Source organism: Vibrio salilacus (assembly GCF_002811245.1).
Taxonomy (GTDB): domain Bacteria; phylum Pseudomonadota; class Gammaproteobacteria; order Enterobacterales; family Vibrionaceae; genus Vibrio; species Vibrio salilacus.
The window spans coordinates 35495-55075 of the sequence record NZ_NIVQ01000018.1; the positions used below are offsets into that span (position 1 = coordinate 35495).

General features: G+C 44.1%; 19 protein-coding genes and 1 pseudogene. 8 read left to right on the forward strand and 12 right to left on the reverse strand.

From position 1 onward, the window contains the following. Positions 1-36: 36 nt before the first annotated feature. The 4 genes and pseudogenes from CDZ87_RS12605 to CDZ87_RS12620 all read right to left on the reverse strand — a co-directional run bounded on the left by CDZ87_RS12605 (position 37) and on the right by CDZ87_RS12620 (position 3187). Positions 37-885, reverse strand: coding sequence for a mechanosensitive ion channel family protein (locus CDZ87_RS12605; protein ID WP_100753859.1), 849 nt, complete (start codon positions 883-885; stop codon positions 37-39). Positions 886-988: 103 nt separating this feature from the next. After that, positions 989-1456 (reverse strand): DM13 domain-containing protein, encoded by a 468-nt coding sequence (locus tag CDZ87_RS12610; protein WP_100753860.1) that lies wholly within the window; start codon positions 1454-1456, stop codon positions 989-991. Between the two features lie 75 nt (positions 1457-1531). Further along, positions 1532-1896, reverse strand: a pseudogene (locus tag CDZ87_RS12615) (hypothetical protein); the annotation flags it as partial. Positions 1897-1978: 82 nt separating this feature from the next. Continuing rightward, positions 1979-3187 (reverse strand): NupC/NupG family nucleoside CNT transporter, encoded by a 1209-nt coding sequence (locus CDZ87_RS12620; protein WP_100753861.1) that lies wholly within the window; start codon positions 3185-3187, stop codon positions 1979-1981. Between the two features lie 500 nt (positions 3188-3687). On the opposite strand from CDZ87_RS12620, the gene CDZ87_RS12625 reads away from it, so the two are divergent. Then, positions 3688-4137, forward strand: coding sequence for an exoribonuclease R (locus CDZ87_RS12625; RefSeq protein WP_100753862.1), 450 nt, complete (start codon positions 3688-3690; stop codon positions 4135-4137). A gap of 107 nt (positions 4138-4244) precedes the next feature. Here the strand turns inward: CDZ87_RS12625 and tdh are convergent, their stop codons facing one another. Together tdh and CDZ87_RS12635 are read right to left on the reverse strand one after the other, a co-directional pair. Further along, positions 4245-5276, reverse strand: a complete 1032-nt coding sequence (gene tdh / locus CDZ87_RS12630) for an L-threonine 3-dehydrogenase (RefSeq protein WP_100753863.1) — start codon at positions 5274-5276, stop codon at positions 4245-4247. Beyond that, complete coding sequence (locus tag CDZ87_RS12635; RefSeq protein ID WP_100753864.1) at positions 5276-6472, reverse strand: glycine C-acetyltransferase; 1197 nt, start codon at positions 6470-6472, stop codon at positions 5276-5278. Before CDZ87_RS12635 ends, tdh begins: the two co-directional genes overlap by 1 nt. A gap of 233 nt (positions 6473-6705) precedes the next feature. Between CDZ87_RS12635 and CDZ87_RS12640 the strand changes: the two genes are divergently transcribed. Continuing rightward, positions 6706-7635, forward strand: a complete 930-nt coding sequence (locus tag CDZ87_RS12640) for a LysR family transcriptional regulator (protein ID WP_100753880.1) — start codon at positions 6706-6708, stop codon at positions 7633-7635. Here CDZ87_RS12640 and CDZ87_RS17185 read toward each other — a convergent pair. From CDZ87_RS17185 to CDZ87_RS12655, 3 genes are all read right to left on the reverse strand, one after another. Beyond that, complete coding sequence (locus CDZ87_RS17185) at positions 7573-7998, reverse strand: hypothetical protein (protein ID WP_245834711.1); 426 nt, start codon at positions 7996-7998, stop codon at positions 7573-7575. The genes CDZ87_RS12640 and CDZ87_RS17185 overlap by 63 nt on opposite strands. A gap of 116 nt (positions 7999-8114) precedes the next feature. Beyond that, entirely contained in the window at positions 8115-8498 is a 384-nt protein-coding gene (locus CDZ87_RS12650; RefSeq protein WP_100753865.1) for a cytochrome b562, read from the reverse strand. Between the two features lie 83 nt (positions 8499-8581). Beyond that, entirely contained in the window at positions 8582-9325 is a 744-nt protein-coding gene (locus tag CDZ87_RS12655) for a phosphatase (protein ID WP_100753866.1), read from the reverse strand. A 242-nt stretch (positions 9326-9567) separates the two neighbouring features. On the opposite strand from CDZ87_RS12655, the gene CDZ87_RS12660 reads away from it, so the two are divergent. The 5 genes from CDZ87_RS12660 (at position 9568) to CDZ87_RS17190 (ending at position 16828) form a co-directional block, all read left to right on the forward strand. Next, a complete protein-coding gene (locus CDZ87_RS12660) occupies positions 9568-12438 on the forward strand; it encodes an HD domain-containing phosphohydrolase (RefSeq protein WP_100753867.1) in 2871 nt (956 codons plus the stop codon). A gap of 363 nt (positions 12439-12801) precedes the next feature. After that, positions 12802-14304: a glucose-6-phosphate dehydrogenase gene (gene zwf, locus CDZ87_RS12665; protein WP_172953582.1), complete on the forward strand. Its 1503-nt coding sequence runs from the start codon at positions 12802-12804 to the stop codon at positions 14302-14304. Then, the gene (gene pgl / locus CDZ87_RS12670) at positions 14301-15017 is read left to right on the forward strand and encodes a 6-phosphogluconolactonase (RefSeq protein WP_100753869.1); all 717 of its coding nucleotides are present in this window, start codon (positions 14301-14303) and stop codon (positions 15015-15017) included. The genes zwf and pgl overlap by 4 nt, the downstream gene beginning before the upstream one ends. A gap of 33 nt (positions 15018-15050) precedes the next feature. After that, positions 15051-16499, forward strand: a complete 1449-nt coding sequence (gene gnd / locus CDZ87_RS12675; RefSeq protein WP_100753870.1) for a decarboxylating NADP(+)-dependent phosphogluconate dehydrogenase — start codon at positions 15051-15053, stop codon at positions 16497-16499. Between the two features lie 191 nt (positions 16500-16690). Further along, complete coding sequence (locus CDZ87_RS17190; RefSeq protein ID WP_172953583.1) at positions 16691-16828, forward strand: hypothetical protein; 138 nt, start codon at positions 16691-16693, stop codon at positions 16826-16828. Between the two features lie 143 nt (positions 16829-16971). On the opposite strand, the gene CDZ87_RS17360 is transcribed toward CDZ87_RS17190, so the two are convergent. The 3 genes from CDZ87_RS17360 to CDZ87_RS12690 form a co-directional block, all read right to left on the reverse strand. Continuing rightward, positions 16972-17166, reverse strand: coding sequence for a helix-turn-helix domain-containing protein (locus CDZ87_RS17360; protein WP_245834712.1), 195 nt, complete (start codon positions 17164-17166; stop codon positions 16972-16974). Then, positions 17160-17924 (reverse strand): sulfite exporter TauE/SafE family protein, encoded by a 765-nt coding sequence (locus CDZ87_RS12685; RefSeq protein WP_100753871.1) that lies wholly within the window; start codon positions 17922-17924, stop codon positions 17160-17162. The genes CDZ87_RS17360 and CDZ87_RS12685 overlap by 7 nt, the downstream gene beginning before the upstream one ends. Before the next feature lie 86 nt (positions 17925-18010). Further along, positions 18011-18841: a DUF6279 family lipoprotein gene (locus CDZ87_RS12690; protein WP_100753872.1), complete on the reverse strand. Its 831-nt coding sequence runs from the start codon at positions 18839-18841 to the stop codon at positions 18011-18013. Positions 18842-19156: 315 nt separating this feature from the next. On the opposite strand from CDZ87_RS12690, the gene CDZ87_RS12695 reads away from it, so the two are divergent. Beyond that, the gene (locus tag CDZ87_RS12695; RefSeq protein ID WP_100753873.1) at positions 19157-19501 is read left to right on the forward strand and encodes a DUF3316 domain-containing protein; all 345 of its coding nucleotides are present in this window, start codon (positions 19157-19159) and stop codon (positions 19499-19501) included. Positions 19502-19581 lie beyond the last annotated feature (80 nt).

Consider the following 19581-nt stretch of genomic DNA (forward strand, 5'->3'; position numbering starts at 1 on the left):
CAATGTAATGAGGATAACAGTACCTTCACTGCACAATCAGCTGGCTAACGGCGTTGGAAAACGTTGCTCATACAGCGCCATAAAATCAGAGCGTATTTCTTGTTCAAGGTGAACGGCTTTATCGGTCGGGCAGAACAACATGATATGAACAAATTGCTCCCCTGTAATACCACTTGTAATATGAATGTGCGCTTCAGACCCCGGCAGATCGACACCTGCATGCTTTTCAATCATACTGTTATATCTTGTAGCCACATCGTGGAAATAATTGGTGTGATGCTCAATTTTTTCGTGCAGAGTTGGTAACAGTGGATACAAATTGACGAAATCTCTCACCACGATAGAGAAGTTGTGAAAGACATAACGCTTCATAAAGTTAAGGTTTTTCACCGGATAAGTGAAAAACATACTGTTAGGCAATGTGATGGTTTTTCCCGTGTAGTGATATTGACCATGGTGGAGGTCGATTTCTTGGATCACTGTCGCCATGATGTTGTGTTCAATCACCTCACCACATGTTTTGCCAACTTCTATCCAGTCACCGATGCGAAAAGAGCGTGAGCTTGCACGTTGAATAGACCCAGTAAAACATAAGATGATCTCTTTTGATGCCACAACAATCGCAACAGCGATCGCCGCGACCGAGAAGGCAAACTCACTGATCTCTGATTGCCATAAAATAAATAGCGTCAATACCGTAAAAATGAAGGTGCCGTTTTTAGTACGAGACATCCAATTACGTTGTTCTTCCGACACAAAAGCAACATCACCACGGATCTTTGACAGTACAAGTCGCCTTACTAGTGAGATAATGATAATAATCAGTGCACTAAACACCAACTTATAAGCCAGAAGAAAATCAATAACTAGCTGTACTTTCTCCACTCGGTACTCCTAATATTTTATAAAAAACACTGGCGATGCCTCTCAATGTAACCATATCACATTCAATCGCGCCCAAATCTTATCATCGAGCACTCAGTCTTTGCTATTGGTAACGAGCAGACGTTATAAATTGGCCAAAGGTTTCACACCAGATCACCACAGTGTTGTAGTCATTAATTGGGAAACCTTCAGGCAACATCATTGTAAAACGATCAAAGTTTTTCACTTCACCGACTTCAATCATCGTGTTCTTTTGAGCAATAAAGTCTTGCTCCGTTTCGATAAACGTAGGGGAAAAAAACAGTCGATAATCGGGGCCAGGAGCGAGTTCACCAATAAAAGCAACTTGTTCTTCATTGATAGAAAGTGAGCCTGCGCCCCAATGTAGTAAGTCGCTGTCTTTCCGCGCACGCTGAAAAGTACCAGTATAGACAGCATGATCAGAAACATGCTGGACATCATTCACACTAGGAGGCAGCGGCTGAATAAGAATGGGCAACGCATAAATCCCAATCGCGAAACCCAAACCTAAACAGACTATATGCGATAACAGCAATAAAAACCTTTTCATTTTGAAACTCGTTGCTAACCCTTTACTTCTAAAGGTATATGAATTTCAATATAATATCAGCGTAGCAATGATGACTTATTGGTTTTTTAACGCCGTTTTTTCTGCCAAGGTCACAATTACCTTAACCGCTTGCTCCATCGACTCGATAGAGACAAACTCGTGAATGCAGTGGAAATTATCCCCCCCAGTAAATATATTCGGACAAGAGAGACCATAAATGCTAAACGCGCCCCATCGGTGCCGCCACGAATAGGTTTAATCACGGGCTTGACATCACAGGCAATCAACTCAGCAACAGCAGAAAGGATTTCTGCAATACCGGCTTTATCTGCGCCAAGTAATGTCGTTCCATCAGTAGTAATTAAATTGTGTCCATGAAGCATATGCAGATCTGGATATTGGATGGGAGACAGCACTTCATCTCCCTTTCCTAGCACAATACCATGCATAACCATCACGTCATTGGTTAAACAAAAAACCGAGCGTTCCCGACTCGGTTTTTGATAGTGCACTTAGCTTGGGCTAGAGCAAGATGAAGATGCCCGCTAAGCAAGCACTCATTAGATTCGCTAACGTACCTGCTAATACCGCTTTAATCCCAAGGTTTGCCACTTCAGATCGGCGCTCTGGTGCAATTACGCCAATCGATCCTAGTTGAATCGCAATAGAACCAATATTGGCAAAACCACAAAGGGCAAAGGTAATGATGACTTGAGTATGCTCTGAAAGGAGCGCTTTATGTTCAACAAAGTCGATAAAGGCAACAAACTCATTCATCACGATCTTCTGGCCGATATATGAACCGGCCATCAAGACTTCGTTAGTTGGAACACCAATCACCCAAGCAAGCGGTGAGAACAAATAGCCAAACAGTGCTTGTAAAGTCATGCCGCTAAAGCCAATCAACTCCCCTAAACTTTCCAGACCAGTATTGACCATCGCAATCACACTGACAAAAGCGATTAACATCGTACCTACGGCAACGGCGACTTTCATGCCGTTCATCGCGCCACTTGCTAACGCATCTATCACGTTACTTTCTTGGGCTTTATCCATCTCAATATCGCACTGCTCTATGGGAGCGTCGCGCTCAGGAACAATGATTTTTGCCATCATTAAACTTCCCGGCGCCGCCATGAAGCTTGCCGCAATCAGATACTTAAGCTCAACACCTAAACCTGCGTAGCCACCTAAAACGCTGCCAGCCACCGACGCCATACCACCAGCCATGACAGCGAATAATTCCGAGCGGGTCATTTTAGAAAGAAACGGACGAACCAGAAGCGGGGACTCACCTTGGGAAAGAAAGATATTACCAGTAGCAACAAGAGATTCCGCTTTACTGGTGCCAAGAAATTTCTGGATTCCCCCACCGATAAACTTGATGACTTTTTGCATAACCCCTAAGTAATAAAGCGCAGAGATAAGAGCACTGAAGAAGATGATGATAGGAAGAACGCGAACCGCAAAAATAAAGCCAGTGTTGGCAAGGTCGCCAAATAAGAAACGGATACCTTCATCAGCAAAACCGAGCAAACTTGACACACCACTACTTAAACCGGTAAGTGCAGCTTGCCCCAACGGAAAATAAAGCACCAACGCGGCGAAGCTCACTTGAAGTAATAAAGCACGCGACACAGTTTTCCAATTAATTAACCGACGGTTTTCTGATAATAATACGGCACATAAGAGCAGGGCCGAAATCCCGATTAAGCCAAATAAAAAATTCATTAAAAATTACCCCTACAAGCATTCAATTGATAGCTGGTCCGGTCCGTGGGGTCATTCACTATTCCCTGTGACGGCTTGTATTGGTAGAGCTGTTATTCTCAACCGGGCAGAAAGTATAACGACATAAATGAGAGTTTCATCACATATTTTTACGCAAACGGTCACGCGCTTAATTAATAGCCATTTACATCGTGGTAGAAGGAAAATCTCTCTGACTGTGTCGAATGACACAAACTCACGATGGAAAATATTGAACGGAGATCACAATATAGAGGTGAGCAAGCAAAAATGGTAGTAAATTACTGGCTTAATTACCAATAACACCTACTGTTAGACAGTGATACTTAACGTGCTCTATCAGAACAAAAAGATACACTAATAACGTCAAGGCTTTACTGTCTACAAGCCCCGCTAATCCGCGGGGCTTGTTTATTTCCTTCTCTGGCAATTTCTTTTTTTATCGATAAAATACCAGGCCTGTTTCTTGTCTGGGATTGTCTATGCAACTTGATTATACCTATAACAGCCTCTCGAACATGGCGCGCGATGAACTTGAAACACTGAGCTTGCGCATGATTCACCGCTTGGTACCTGAGGATTCGATGTCCGAACTGTTTACTTTCGATGAGAATGAGGTGAGCTGTGAAGAAAAGCATCAAGAAGCACAGTTTGATGCCATGCTAAGAATGAATGCCATCGCGCTCAGTGAGCTACCTGCATTGTTTTCTGAGTCTGACAATAAGCAGCAAAACATTCAGCGCATGCAACGTCTATTACTGTGGCACTTTTATAGCGTCTCCTTCCATTTGGAACGGGCCATTCCCCTAGAAGTACATTGCAATCATGTTGAAGTTATCATTGAGCAACCACCACAAAATGCTTTCGAGTGGGTCACCACCCTGACCGACTTACTGCGTCAATATGCGCAAATCGCGCAAAAACAAACATAAACAAAACGCCAGTCGATACTGGCGAGTGTCTACAAGCTTTCTGATGACGTGATGGAGATCCAAAAAAGGCCGAGCTGGGATGCGCGGCCTTTGCAATGAGAATGTGCTTATTCCCAATCGAGGATAACTTTACCAGATTGGCCACTTCGCATAACATCAAAGCCTCGTTGGAAGTCATCAATCTTGTAATGATGCGTGATGATTGGTGTCAGATCTAAGCCCGATTGGATCAAGCTCGCCATCTTATACCATGTTTCAAACATTTCGCGGCCATAGATGCCTTTAATCACCAAGCCTTTGAAAATCACCTGATTCCAGTCAATCCCCATATCAGATGGTGGAATACCCAGCAGTGCAATGCGACCACCGTGGTTCATCGTTGTCAGCATCGAGTTAAACGCTGACGGGTTACCAGACATTTCAAGACCTACGTCGAAGCCTTCTGTCATGCCAAGTTCTTCCATCACATCTTCAAGCTTTTGCTCAGCAACGTTAACTGCGCGAGTCACGCCCATCTCACGTGCAAGATCGAGACGGTACTCGTTCACATCCGTGATAACAACGTGGCGTGCGCCAACATGTTTTGCAACGGCTGCTGCCATAATACCAATAGGACCTGCGCCAGTGATCAACACATCTTCACCGACAAGGTCAAAAGATAGCGCGGTATGCACAGCATTACCAAATGGGTCAAAGATAGAGGCTAAATCATCAGAGATACCTTCAGGAATCTTAAAGGCGTTGAATGCAGGGATCACTAAAAATTCAGCAAATGCGCCTTCGCGATTTACGCCGACACCAACCGTGTTACGACAAAGGTGAGTACGGCCACCACGACAGTTACGACAATGACCACAGGTAATATGGCCTTCACCAGAAACACGGTCACCAAGCTCAAAACCGCGGACTTCTTGGCCAATACCAACCACTTCACCGACGTACTCATGGCCGACAACCATAGGAACTGGAATGGTTTTTTGTGACCAGTCATCCCAGTTGTAGATGTGGACGTCTGTTCCACAGATCGCGGTTTTCTTAATCCGAATAAGAAGATCATTGTGACCAAGCTTTGGCTTGTCGACTTCTGTCACCCAAATGCCTTCTTCGGGCTTTAGTTTTGCAAGTGCTTTAATTTTCATTATTTGATGATCTCCATGTCGCGGCCTACTTCGATAAAGGCATCGATAGCGCGATCAAGTTGCTCACGAGAATGAGCGGCTGACATTTGTGTACGAATACGTGCTTGGCCTTTTGGTACCACAGGAAACGAGAAGCCAACCACGTAAATGCCTTTTTCAAGAGCGCGCTCTGCGAACTCGGCTGCGACTTTTGCATCACCAAGCATGACAGGAATAATCGCATGGTCAGCGCCACCCATAGTAAAACCAGCCGCTTCCATGCGATCGCGGAAGTGAGCTGAATTTTCCCACAAGCGATCGCGAAGCTCGCCGCTCTCTTTCAGAAGGTCAAGAACACGGATAGAAGCATTAACAATCGCAGGTGCAACCGAGTTAGAGAACAAGTAAGGACGCGAGCGTTGACGTAGCCAATCGATCACTTGCGCTTTACCCGAGGTATAACCGCCTGAAGCGCCACCCATTGCTTTGCCTAGCGTGCCCGTAATAATATCAATACGATCAACAACGTTATGGAACTCATGAGTACCCGCGCCGTTTTCGCCCATGAAACCCACCGCGTGAGAATCATCGACCATAGTTAATGCGCCATATTTGTCTGCTAAGTCACAAATAGCAGGAAGGTTTGCAACCACGCCATCCATTGAAAACACGCCATCAGTGACGATAAGAATATGTCGCGCACCGGCTTCTTTAGCTGCAATCAACTGTTGCTCTAACTCTTGCATGTTGTTGTTGGCATAACGGAATCGCATCGCTTTACACAGGCGAACACCATCAATGATTGAGGCGTGGTTTAACGCATCTGAAATGATCGCATCTTCTTTACCGAGAATGGTTTCAAATAGACCCGCGTTTGCATCAAAGCATGATGTGTAAAGAATCGTATCTTCTTTACCTAAAAATGTAGACAGCTTTTGCTCAAGCTCTTTGTGGATATCTTGAGTACCACAGATAAAGCGAACAGACGCCATGCCAAAACCATGCTGATCCATACCTGACTTACCAGCTTCGATAAGCGCGGGGTGATTAGCAAGGCCAAGATAATTATTGGCACAGAAGTTCAAGACTTCTTGACCACTTGAAATTTTAACCGCAGCTTGCTGCTGTGACGTAATCACTCGCTCTGATTTGTAAAGACCTTCAGTCTTCACTTGCTCAATTTGTTGCTTTATCTGGTCGTAGAATGTAGCAGACATGTCTAATTCCTTGCTCGTTATTATTGTCAGTGCTTCACGTAATGATAATCTTCAGCGTTGGTGAAGACCGAAATCTTATCGCTTAAGTGTAATTCAATCGCAAGGTTTGCATTATCCTGTCGGGTGGAAAAACATTAGTGAATAACAAGCACAAATATCCAAGTTTAATGATGACGGCCACATTGATCACCGCTACACTAACGGTTATTTTGGTTTTGAACAGTCACTATTCGATGAAAAATACTCAACTGATTGCCCTGCTCCCCGATTTGGCGAGTTTTATTCTTATTGTCGATGAAGGTAGTTTTACTGCCGCCGCCAAGCAACTCAGCGTCACACCGTCGGCATTAAGTAAATTAGTCACTCGACTAGAAGCCTCTTTGTCTGTGAAACTATTTGAACGCACTACCCGAAAACTGCTCATTACCCGCGCAGGACAACAAATATACGACCAAGCCATTGTAATGGTGAATGCAGCAAAGCAAGCTGTTGAGATTTCAACATCGCAGCACCAAGAGATGATCGGTGCATTAACCGTTGCAGCGCCAGAAGCTTTTCTCAACTCGGTTTTGCAACCCCACGTGGTGCCTTTCTTGCAAAAATATCCCCATATTCAACTCAAACTGCGGGTGGCCGACGGTGAGATTGATTTGATTCGTGATGGGATTGATATCGCTTTCAAACTCACTGATAAACCAGATGAAAATTTGGTGTTGAAAGAGGTCAGTCAAACCAATCTTGTTTTGTGTGCAAGTCCTAAATACATTGAGCAACGCGGCATGCCAACTCACCCAACACAGTTACTCGAACATGATTGCCTATATTTGGCCGAGAATGACAGCGATCATATCTGGGACTTCTTCAAAGACGATGAGTTTCACTCAGTGGCGGTCAATGGGCGTTATGCGGTCAATCACTCACAAATGCGTTTGACTGGGGTAAAAAATGCGCTTGGAGTTGGCATCTTTCATGATTTTGTTATTGCAGATGCCCTGAAAAAGGGAGAGGTAGTACCCGTTTTGGCCGACTGGACGATTAAAAGTAATTATCATGGCGCTATCGCGCTGCAATATGCACAAACCAAATACATGCCAGCGAGGTTAAGGGCGTTTATTGATTACATCAGTGAGAAGTTGATGGGAGTGAGTAGCAATATTGGTTAACTTAACTAAAGTCATTGTGAGTATAGGTGGAGCACGCGGGATAGCGATCTGAAAACGTTCACTTAGAGCCAAAAAAGTGTACGTATCAAACTGCGCTAAAGCGATTCTACGTTCGTGTTGGCCTGTAGGAAAATAAACCTGGTGGAAACAAGAGAAGTGACTGAAAGGACATGGTTTATTGTGTTGAGTTTGCCCCTTGCCCTCTTCAATCTGAACCAGTTCGAAACCGTTGATGGTGCAGAGCGTGGCCCATATTCCAGCACTGGCGCCGTGGGCATTGATGATAGGCATCAAGCTCACAAGTACCCAGCTAAGGGCACTTGCAAGCAACATAATACGCTTGAAATTAAACGCTCTGATCATTGTCACTCTCAACGGTTAGAGCGCAAGTATATAATTTCTTGCTAATAAACTCAGTAAGTGAACGCAGAAAATCTTGCTTGGATCATGGTTTTTCTGTTGCAATACACGAGTGATGATCAACCAAAAATCGTACTCCAGATACTCGGGTTGCGTTTGTCGTGGTACTCTTCACGTAACGCATCAACCTGTTTAAGCGCTTGTTTTGCCGAGGCGAGATCGCCATCGCTAAGCTTAGCGTCGACTTCGGCTAACGCCACTGAAAGCTTGTTAAAGCCCTCTAAGTAAAGACCTGTTTTCTCGGGTGGATAATGGCCTTGTTTGGACAGTTCGACCAACGAAGTTAAATTCGAGATGGCAGTCTGCATTGGCTCGATTTGCTCAGCCTGAGCCGCTTGCTTAAACTCGAATTTCATCTGTTTCATGGTCGCTTTTAAGTCAAAATCCGCAGCGTAAGCATGCGCAGATAGAGCGATGGCAATAATCGGCAATAGCTTTCTCATTGTTGTTATTCTTAATTGTGGTTTATCAAGTCGCTCAGTTTACTGGAATTTAAGCCAATAAATTAAACGATTTTTGTATCAAGTTATAAATCTTGATATTCGCTGATAGCATCTTTGCCTCTTAAAGCAAGAAAAGCTAAAAACTGAGCTGTAGAGTGAGTTATGACTTGATGACTCTCAACCCCGACGTGATCAAGCAGCTCTGACACTAGCGACAAGTTGCCGACATCTTGGCAAAAATGGGCATCGCTACCTGTGGTAAAAAAGACACCAAACGCTTTGCCCATCGCCGCAATTTCATAGCAACGTTCCACGCTACCAACTCGGCTATTGCCTTTTAACGTGGTGTTATTTATTTCTATCGCCACATTATACTGCTGAGCGCAACGCAATACCGCTTCAAAATCGAAATCAAAATTAGGATTACCTAGATGACCCAGCGCATCGACATTGCCACTTTTAATGGTGTTAATCAGCGCTTTGGTGTGCGAGTTTTTATCACTCGGCCTAAACACCGGCTCATGAAAGCTGGCAATGACCCAATCCAAGCTTTTATAAGACGAAGGGTGAACATCAATCTCACCCTGTGTGTTCAAAATATTCGATTCGACACCTCGAATAACCGCGACATCATCAATAAATCGTGGCAACACCCGTTGATTAGAAAAAAACCAATAGTGAGGAGCGCCCGGCATAGATTCTGCGTGATCGGTAGTGCAAAACATCTTTAGACCATTGTGTTTGGCCAAACGCGCATTTTCGACCAAAGTGCTATAAGCATGACCACTGGCATAGGTGTGGGTATGGGTATCAACAACTAAATTCATTCTTCAACACAAGTTATTTCTATGGTGGCTATTATGTTAGCAGCCTATCCTTCTCGTTGCTCGCATATTGTTCTGATCATAGCCCAGTATTCCTCTCCACCACAGTTAATCATTGCAATCCAAATTTTGACCTTTTGGTGCTATCGAAGCAAAAAATCATGAGATAACAAAAAGTTGCTTAATTTTTTGCAGCTTGTTGAGTTTGTTCGATACTTAATAGGTACTTTATTTATGGTGTCTTTATGAGAAAGCAACGCTATTCGCTTAGCATTCATATCATCAGTCTCTTTTTATGCCTGACAGCACTTGTTGGCACGATATTGATTGCTATTAGCTATCAACATGCTCAACAGCTTCTTACTGGCAGCGCGCAAGAGCTTAGCCGTGAAAATAGCCGTAAGCTTGAATCAACTTTCCAAGTTAAAACAGGGCCAGTCCTCACCACGCTCGACTTTATGGCGATGAATGAAGCGATAGAAGATCACGCAACCCCAACTAAACACGCCAATTTCTGGAGTTCGTTAAAACTTATTTTTGACCGAAACCCAGGGGTGGTTGCTTTGTACTACGCCAATGACTCTGGTGATTTCACTCTCGCAAGAGCACTCAGAAACGAGGCAGACAAAGTACGTTTTAACGCCCCAAAAGACGCGAGTTTAATGATCAATACTACTAACATAGAAGGGCAAAATCGTTTTTTCTTTTTAGACGGTAATCTACACCATGTGGGATATACACAAAGCCAAGACAACAACTTTGATCCTCGTGTACGGCCGTGGTTTCAAAAAGCAAATGGTGATGGTCAAATTCGCTTAACCGACCCCTACTTTTTTTATTTCCTTAAAACCTCTGGAGTAACCTTGTCACGTCGCGCCGCCGACGGAAACAGTGTGGTGGGCGCTGACTTCACATTAACGTCACTGTCCAAACAAGTCAGCGACATGGGCTATTCTGATAACACCCAACTGATCCTGTTTGATCACAAATTTAACTCTCTCGCGCATCACAACACAGGTCATACAAATCCACTTGAATATGACAAAGTAAACTTAGACGACACCGTTTTCAGTTCTGTTATCAACCGTATTTCAAGCCAAATTATTTACGAAACCCCTGAGTTTAACAATAAATTGTGGTCAGTGACGCTCACTCCCGTCCAACTGAACAGTTCGACGCGACTATTACTCGCCGAAGCGACGCCACAGCAAGACTTACTCGCGCCGCTACTTTCACTGCGCGATAAACAGGTCACCGTCGCGCTCGCCATGCTTTCAGTGAGTTTTATTTTGGTCTGGCTTGTCGCCCAACGTTTAGCTCAACCGCTGCACGCGTTAATGGAACAAACCGGCAATATCGCGCGCTTTGATTTTAAGAAAACGCGTTACTCGCGCAGCATGATCACAGAGGTGGCTAATCTCACCAATTCAATCGAGTTAATGGAGCACACTCTGTACGACTTGTTACGACTATTGCGTGAAACGGCGAGTAATCAAGACTTTTCGGTACTGGCAAAAACCATTGCACATCAAAGCTTTCTGGTCACTCGTGGTGAGACCATTGTGTTGTATGTCAAAGAGGATACCCAGGCAGATTTCAACTGCGCAGCCAATCACGCCATTATTCCTTTTAAGATAGATATCAATACTCTAGTTAATTCAATTGCTTGGGTAAAAACCGAATTGAATAAAGGCGAAATTGTCCATCTAAATCGAGATGATACCAACTTAGCTAAATTCCGTGAACAGCTTTATAACTCAGATATTTATCTATTCCCATTACATAGCCGTGACAAGCAGCTGGTCGGCATACTCTTGCTTGGCTACGAACGTGCTATTACCCCAGAACAATCCGACAAACATGCTTTCCTTAAAGAGTTACTCAGCTTTGGTGAAATTGCCAAAGAGAACATCGATCGCATGGAGCAACAAAAAGAGATGCTCAATGCCTTTGTCGAGCTGATTGCTTCGGCAATTGATACTAAGTCGCCTTACACGGGCAGTCATTGTCAACGTGTCCCCGAGTTAACCAAAATGCTCGTCACTGCTGCCAATTCTGACGAAAGTTATTTCCCGTTTTTTTCGATGTCAAAAGATCAATGGGAAGCACTACATCTTGCTTCGTGGTTACATGACTGTGGTAAAGTGACCACCCCTGAATATGTCATTGACAAGGCCACCAAACTAGAAACGATCTATGACCGAATTCATGAAGTACGCATGCGTTTTGAATTATTAAAAGCGCAAGCCGAAACTGAATACTGGAAAGCAATTTCACAAGGAGGAGATCCTGACAAGCTTAAGCAAGAATTGGATATTAAACATCAACAACTTGACGATGATTTTGCTTTTATCGGTCAATGTAATCTCGGCGGCGAATCGATGAGCGATGAAGCGTTAGAAAGACTTGAGCGTATCAGCCAAGTAACTTGGACTCGCACACTAGACGACCAGATTGGCGTCTCTTGGATTGAACAACAGCGCGCTGGCAGTAAGGTCCCGCTTCCGACACAAGAAACACTATTGAGCGACAAAAAAGTTCATCAAATCGATTGGCCTGCAGTCAAAAACACACAAGATCCATGGCAAGAGGAGCTTGTCCTTAAACCCGGTCAGCTGAAATACAATCGAGGCGAGCTTTATAACTTGTCGATTTACCGTGGCACACTCAATGATGAAGAACGATTTATCATCAATGACCACATTATTCAGACTATCACTATGCTCAAGCGCCTACCCTACCCACAGCATTTAAAAGAAGTGCCTGAGTATGCGGGCGGACACCATGAACGCGTGGACGGCAAAGGTTACCCTAGAGGTTTAAACGAAGAACAGCTATCTATCCCTGCACGCGTCATGGCAATAGCCGATGTGTTCGAAGCACTAACATCAAGCGATAGACCGTACAAGAAAGCCAAAACGTTAGCAGCATCGATTGAGATCATGACAAAAATGGCAACCACAGGTCACATCGATGCTAAACTGTATCTGATTTTCTTAGAAAAAGAGATAGATCAGACCTATGCCAAACAATTTTTGTCTTTAGATCAAAAAGTTGAATTCGATCGAGCCGTCCATATCAAACGCGTAAAAACGTTCTTAAGGGGCGATTTCTAGCCACTAACGGCTTCATACTGTTAGAGTAAAAACTTTATTTCCTAGATTTTAGCTAGTGTCTATCTAAACTCTAAATATCAATATCTTAGCTTAACTTCTAGTCATTATTTAATCGATTGCCCTCCCAAAGGTTGATGTATGTCAAAGAGTCATAGACAATACGCTGCCAACTGAACTTTCAGCTCTGATTTTTTCACTCCTTTTTAGTGATGCATCGAGATTTGGCGTATTTATTCTGTTTTACCTATTGGATTGATAGGTAATGCCGATTTTATACTTTTAGGTGTCGTTGATAGGGTTGGCTATCTATTTCATGCCAGCCAATGAGGCACATGACACTACCTCGTTTTTAAGGGAAAGATGATGGTAATACCAGAAAACAGCAGCATCGTTATTTTTGGCGCTTCGGGAGACTTAACGTATCGTAAGTTGATCCCCGCTCTATATCACCTTTACTCAAATAAACAGCTGCCTGAAAACTTTGCCATTCTTGGTGTAAGTCGTACAGAATACAGCGATGAGTCTTACCGCGAAAAGCTCAAGCGATCGCTGCTAGAAATGGAAAAAACCGAACCAACCACGCTCGATGCTTTTATCAACCATCTTCACTACCAAGCCATCAACACTTCGGACAGTGCCGACTATTCAAAACTGACCGACCGACTCGACCAGCTCGCTGAGCAGTACCAATTTGAACAACGTAATACGCTGTTCTATCTCGCGACACCACCAAGCTTGTACAGCGTCATTCCATCTAGCCTCGCCGCGCACGGTCTTAACTGCGAAGACGATGGTTGGAAACGTCTGATCATCGAAAAGCCATTTGGTTACGATCTTAGATCAGCACAAACGCTCGATAAAGAGATTCACGAACACTTCAACGAACACCAAATCTACCGTATCGACCACTATTTAGGTAAAGAGACCGTTCAAAATCTGCTTGTCTTCCGTTTTTCTAACGCGATGTTCGAGCCACTATGGAACCGTAACTATATCGAATACGTTGAAATCACGGGAGCGGAATTCCTTGGCGTTGAAGAGCGCGGTGGTTACTACGACGGCTCTGGCGCGGTGCGCGATATGTTCCAAAATCACCTATTACAAGTATTAGCCATGGTCGGTATGGAGCCACCAGCACAAATCAACGCAGACTCAATGCGCGACGAAGTGGTCAAAGTATTGCAATGTCTTAAGCCTCTTGAGGAAGACGATCTGCGTAACAATCTTGTTCTTGGTCAATACACCGAATCAGACGTGCGCGGCGAGTTTTTACCAAGCTATCGTGATGAGGCAGGCGTGGCGACTGACTCACGAACCGAGACCTATGTCGGCCTTAAAGCGTACATCAATAACTGGCGCTGGAATGGCGTGCCCTTTTATGTCCGCAGTGGCAAACGACTGCCGACTCGCGTCACTGAAGTGGTTCTCCATTTCAAACAAACACCGCATCCAGTATTTGGTCAAAACGCACCAGAGAACAAGTTGATCATTCGTATTCAGCCCGATGAAGGCATTCAAATGAGCTTTGGCTTGAAAGAGCCAGGGGCTGGTTTTAATGCAAAAGAAGTAAAAATGAACTTCCACTATGCTTCTTTGCAAGAGACCCAGATGTTGACCGCGTACGAGCGCTTATTACTCGATGCGCTTAATGGTGATGCGACACTGTTTGCACGTAGTGACGCAGTAGAAGCCTGCTGGCAATACGTCCAACCTATTCTCGACTTCAAGCAGGACCCACAAGCCCTGTTTGGTTACGCCTGTGGCACATGGGGACCAAAAGAGTCAGACGACCTACTTCAACGCGATCATCGTGCGTGGCGTTTCCCATGCAAGAACCTAACTGACACGGACTACTGTGAATTATGATTAACCACAAGATTTTTCAAACCGCTCAACACGTTGTCGAAAGCTTAGCCAATGACATGCAAGCGTTGAGTGAAATTGGTCGCCCTGTACACATCTCACTATCTGGTGGCAGCACGCCCAAAATGCTATTTAAGCTTTTAGCACAAGCGCCTTACGCTGAAGACATTCAATGGCATAACCTTCATTTTTGGTGGGGCGATGAGCGCTGCGTGGCACCTGATGATGCACAAAGCAACTATGGCGAAGCCAACACGCTACTGTTCAGCCAAGTAAATATCCCAGCTGCGAACATCCATCGCATCCTTGGAGAGAACGACCCTGAGGGCGAAGTTGAGCGCTTTGCACAAGAAATGCTTGACATTATCCCGTGTGAAAACGGTACACCAGTATTTGACTGGATTTTGCTTGGCGTTGGTGCGGATGGTCATACCGCATCGCTGTTCCCAGGGCAAACCAACTATCAAGATGAAAACCTTTCGTTATTGGCCACTCACCCAGAGTCAGGCCAAATCCGCGTATCAAAAACAGCCAAAGTACTTGAAGCGGCCAAGCGTATTAGCTATCTAGTCCTTGGTGCGGGCAAAGTTGACATCGTACACGAAATTCATACCACCCCAGCAAGTGAGCTGCCTTATCCTGCAGCAAAAATCCAGTCTAAAACTGGTGAGACGGAGTGGTACTTAGATTCAGACGCAGCAGCAAAAATCGCGTAATGCGCGTCAAAATAGATCAATTGGAGAGAAAAAATGAAAGGTGATATCGGTGTAATTGGCCTAGCCGTAATGGGTCAAAACCTTATCTTAAACATGAACGATCACGGCTTCAAAGTGGTTGCTCATAACCGTACTGCAGCCAAAGTAGACGAGTTTATTCAAGGCCCAGCAAAAGGCACAAACATTGTTGGTGCCTACTCGCTAGAAGAGCTCGTAGAGAAACTAGAAACACCGCGTAAAATCATGCTTATGGTTCGCGCTGGTGATGTCGTTGATAAATTTATCGAGTCACTTGTTCCACTTCTAGACAAAGGTGACATCATCATCGACGGTGGTAATACTAACTATCCAGACACTAACCGTCGTGTTGCTGCACTGCGTGAAAAAGGCATTCACTTTATCGGCACTGGTGTCTCTGGTGGTGAAGAAGGTGCACGTTTTGGCCCTTCAATCATGCCTGGCGGTTCTCCTGAAGCTTGGCAAGCGGTCAAACCTATTTTCCAAGGTATTTCTGCAAAAACAGAGGCTGGCGAGCCTTGCTGTGACTGGGTTGGTAACGATGGTGCTGGCCACTTCGTTAAGATGGTTCACAACGGTATCGAATACGGCGACATGCAGCTCATCACTGAAGCTTACCAGTTCATGAAAGATGGTCTAGGTATGTCTGCAGACGAGATGCAAGCTGTATTTGCTGAATGGAACAAAACTGAACTAGACAGCTACCTAGTAGAAATCACCGCTGATATCCTTGGCTACAAAGATGAAGATGGTGAGCCACTAGTTGAGAAGATTCTCGACACTGCTGGCCAAAAAGGTACTGGTAAATGGACAGGTATCAACGCACTAGACTTAGGTATTCCATTGACGCTTATCTCTGAGTCAGTATTCTCTCGTTGTCTGTCAGCTCTAAAAGATCAGCGTGTTGCAGCTGAATCTCTATTCGGTAAGACAATCACGCCGGTTGAAGGTGATAAGCAAGAGTGGGTTGACGCACTACGTCAGGCTCTTCTCGCATCGAAAATTATCTCTTACGCTCAAGGCTTCATGCTAATGCGTGAAGCGTCAAATGAAAATGGCTGGGATCTCAACTATGGCAACGTAGCGCTTATGTGGCGTGGTGGTTGTATTATCCGCTCGGCGTTCCTAAGCAACATCCGTGATGCGTATGAAGCGAACCCAGACATTGCATTCCTAGGCTCAGATGACTACTTCAAAGGCATTTTAAAGAACAGCCTAAGCGCATGGCGTAAAGTAGCGGCTAAGTCGCTAGAAGCGGGAATCCCAATGCCTTGTACTATCTCTGCGCTTTCGTTCTTAGACGGTTACACAACAGCGCGTCTGCCAGCGAACTTACTGCAAGCTCAACGCGACTACTTTGGTGCCCACACCTACGAGCGCATTGACCGTGAACGTGGTGAATTCTTCCACACTAACTGGACAGGTACTGGCGGTAATACCGCATCTACGACTTACGACGTATAATAAAAAGGATGAGTTTTATCTTTATTCATACCTAAGACTCATACTATAATTATTTCTTCATGGAGGATGTTAACCTAGTTAACATCCTCTATTTTTTGAAACCTACAACAAGGAGTTTTACATCTTAACGATGTAGACCATGGTGATAAACTTAACCTGGAAGGTTACCACTCTTAATTGAGGTTCTTAATATGACTATTAATAAATACTTTGTCTTTGCTCCACAAGCAGAGAAATCTCAGCGTGCAAACGACAATGAGCAATTGTCAGAAAAGGAAACTCAACGTCAGGCTTTAGTAAAACAGGCGCAGCAACAAGGCGGCTTATAGGCTAGGTTTCAAGGAAAAGGAGTCCACGGTGGACTCCTTTTTATTTTTATAATTTAAATTCAGACACTTGCAGATTTAACACTTGACTCTTATTCTCAGAGTCGCTTGCAATACATTATCAATAGCTGTCGCTACAATTACGCCTAGCCAATCCCTATAGCCTTTAGTTTACGGTAGATGGTGTTGCGGCTAATCCCAAGAACACGTGACATTTTGCCTTTGTCTGCTTGGCGAACTCGGCCTAGATAGCCTTTCGTATTGGCTCCAGAAAACGTTCCCCGAGCATAACGTGAACAATACCACTTACCGATAAGCGAACGATAAAATACGTTTACCAATATACATCCGCGAAAAAATACAACGTCATGGCGATGCTTGATAATGCCACAAAACCTTTCACATATTTTTGATCGACTTTTCTTGAGACTCGCGCCGCCACGTAACCACCTAACAGTGACCCCATCATTACCGCAAAACCTTTTTGCCAATCAATCACCCCATCCACCATGAACACCACAATCGCGATCACAGAGACACACGATGAAACCAGTAATTTTAACCCGTTCATTTGATTGATGTTGGTGTAGCCTGCTAAAACAAGGTAGCTCAGTACAATCACTCCTAGGCCAGCATTAAAAAAGCCGCCATAAGCCGAGACCAGTAATAACAACAAACTGATTGAGACCGTTGACCATATCGGATCAAGAGAGACGCGTTGTGCCCCTTTTGCAAGCCAAGCACTTAAATGATTTCCGAACAAAAATAGTAAGGTGGCAAAAAGAAGCAACCAAGGAATAGCAATTAAAAACTGCTGCTCTGAGACATTGAGCAGTAAATACGCACCAAGTGCGCCACCCAATAAGCTGATCAAAATTATTGAAGGTAATCGCTGCGCCGAATGCGCAATGTCTTGGCGAAAACCATAAGCACCACTAATATAACCGGCACAAACGGCGAAGGTGTTGGTTGCGTTCGCAGCAACCGCAGGTAAACCAAAAAACATCAGTGCGGGAAAGGTAATAAAGCTACCGCCACCGGCAATACTATTTAAAATACCACCTACCACGCCCGCTGCAAAAAGTAGAATCCATTCCATATGCAAATTTCGTTATTTTCAAGATGATATACATTAACGTGCGGTGTTAGAAGAAAAAACCACCGATGGCTAAAACTGTGCTCATCCTACTGAATATCCAAAGCCAACTCTTTCCAATCTTCTAGCTCATCCCGAAAATGCAGCGTCTGTTTTAACGACATAGTATTAATAATTTGTGTTAAGTAAGTTCTTGCAACCCCGCGGTTATACTCAATTTTCCCTGCAAGTTGAGGCGAATAAAGGTTATCTGGATTAAACATAAGATCCTGAAAATCGGGTTTAAATAATGCTTCGTTAAGCCTCTCTCCCAGCATTGCATTGATTTCAATACGCATCTTAGTTTGATGGGTCACCCAATCGCGCGAAGTAATCTGCAACTCATTGGCCCAACGGGTGAGAAGTTGCTGCTGCTCTTTGGTTAAGGCGCCCAACCAATTCTCAAGATTGTTCTCAATTCGCTGGCGATAACGCTGCTTGATTTCTTCATCAGTAAGTGATTGGTATTTCTTTTTGTATTTAGTATGACGTACACGTAGATTATCCATAAATTCATTGACTTGATCGTCAGACAACTGTGTCGTAATTTGATATAGGTCTGGAGCAACTCGTGCGACTAGTCGTTGCGAATGGGCACGTATTTGTTGTTCGTGAACCCGCATGTCATCAATAGTAAATTGACTTGGTTCAATCACGATAAGTTGATCAAGTTGCTCAATATAATTAGGAATTTCTTCCTTTCGATGCCACTCACTCAGTTGCGAGATTTTATCACTGACAAAGTCTTCTTGCTGTTCATCAAGTTCAACGTAATCGTCAACAAACTCAAGCACCAACCAATCGATGTGGTTGTATACGAACTTTGAGCTACAACCAAATAAACTCAAACTTATCACTATCAATACTATTAGTTTTCTCATGCTTATCCCTGCAAAAGCCATTCACCGCGTTGGGTCACTCTATTTATTATTCAGTTTAGTCATTCCGCTCTTTTCGATGATGCCATCGTTATCAAATTGAATCTATGCGTGACGGGTTATGTACGTAGCTCTACCTATTTTGACTCAAAAACAACCCAAGCGACCAATTATTAACCGCCAAATCACTATGTCAGTAAAGAGTGAGTATCGTAAACAAACGTTACCACAAACCGTAATTTTTCTTTACACAGCAGTGACAGTCTTATTTCGCTGCACAGTAAGCTTGTACCTGAGACCTCATTAGGAGACACAACGATGAAAAAATTGATTCTTTTTGTCACATTGGTGATCAGTGCTTCTGTATTCGCTGCCGATCAAACTGTCATTAGCCATACCACGCTAACAACTGACGCATACGCAACCAAACAACAAGCCTATGATGCTGCGTTTGATCTAATGGACGAAATGAAAGCGATGGATAGCGCTAAACTGAAATTTGTACTCCCAATACATGAAAACAATGTTATCTACCCAAGTATCAAAGTAAATGACATGTTGGTACAAGTTGAAGAGTATGCCAAAGCTCCCGGGCAGTTTGAGTACAAAGCAAAGCTTGGTGTTGACTATCAGTACTCCTACCGCGAAAACCGTCGAAGCTAATCTTGTTAGTGCAAACAATCAGGTCGTGGTGCGCAAGCATAGCGACCTTTTTATGACGGTTTCCTGACTTATCAGAGCGC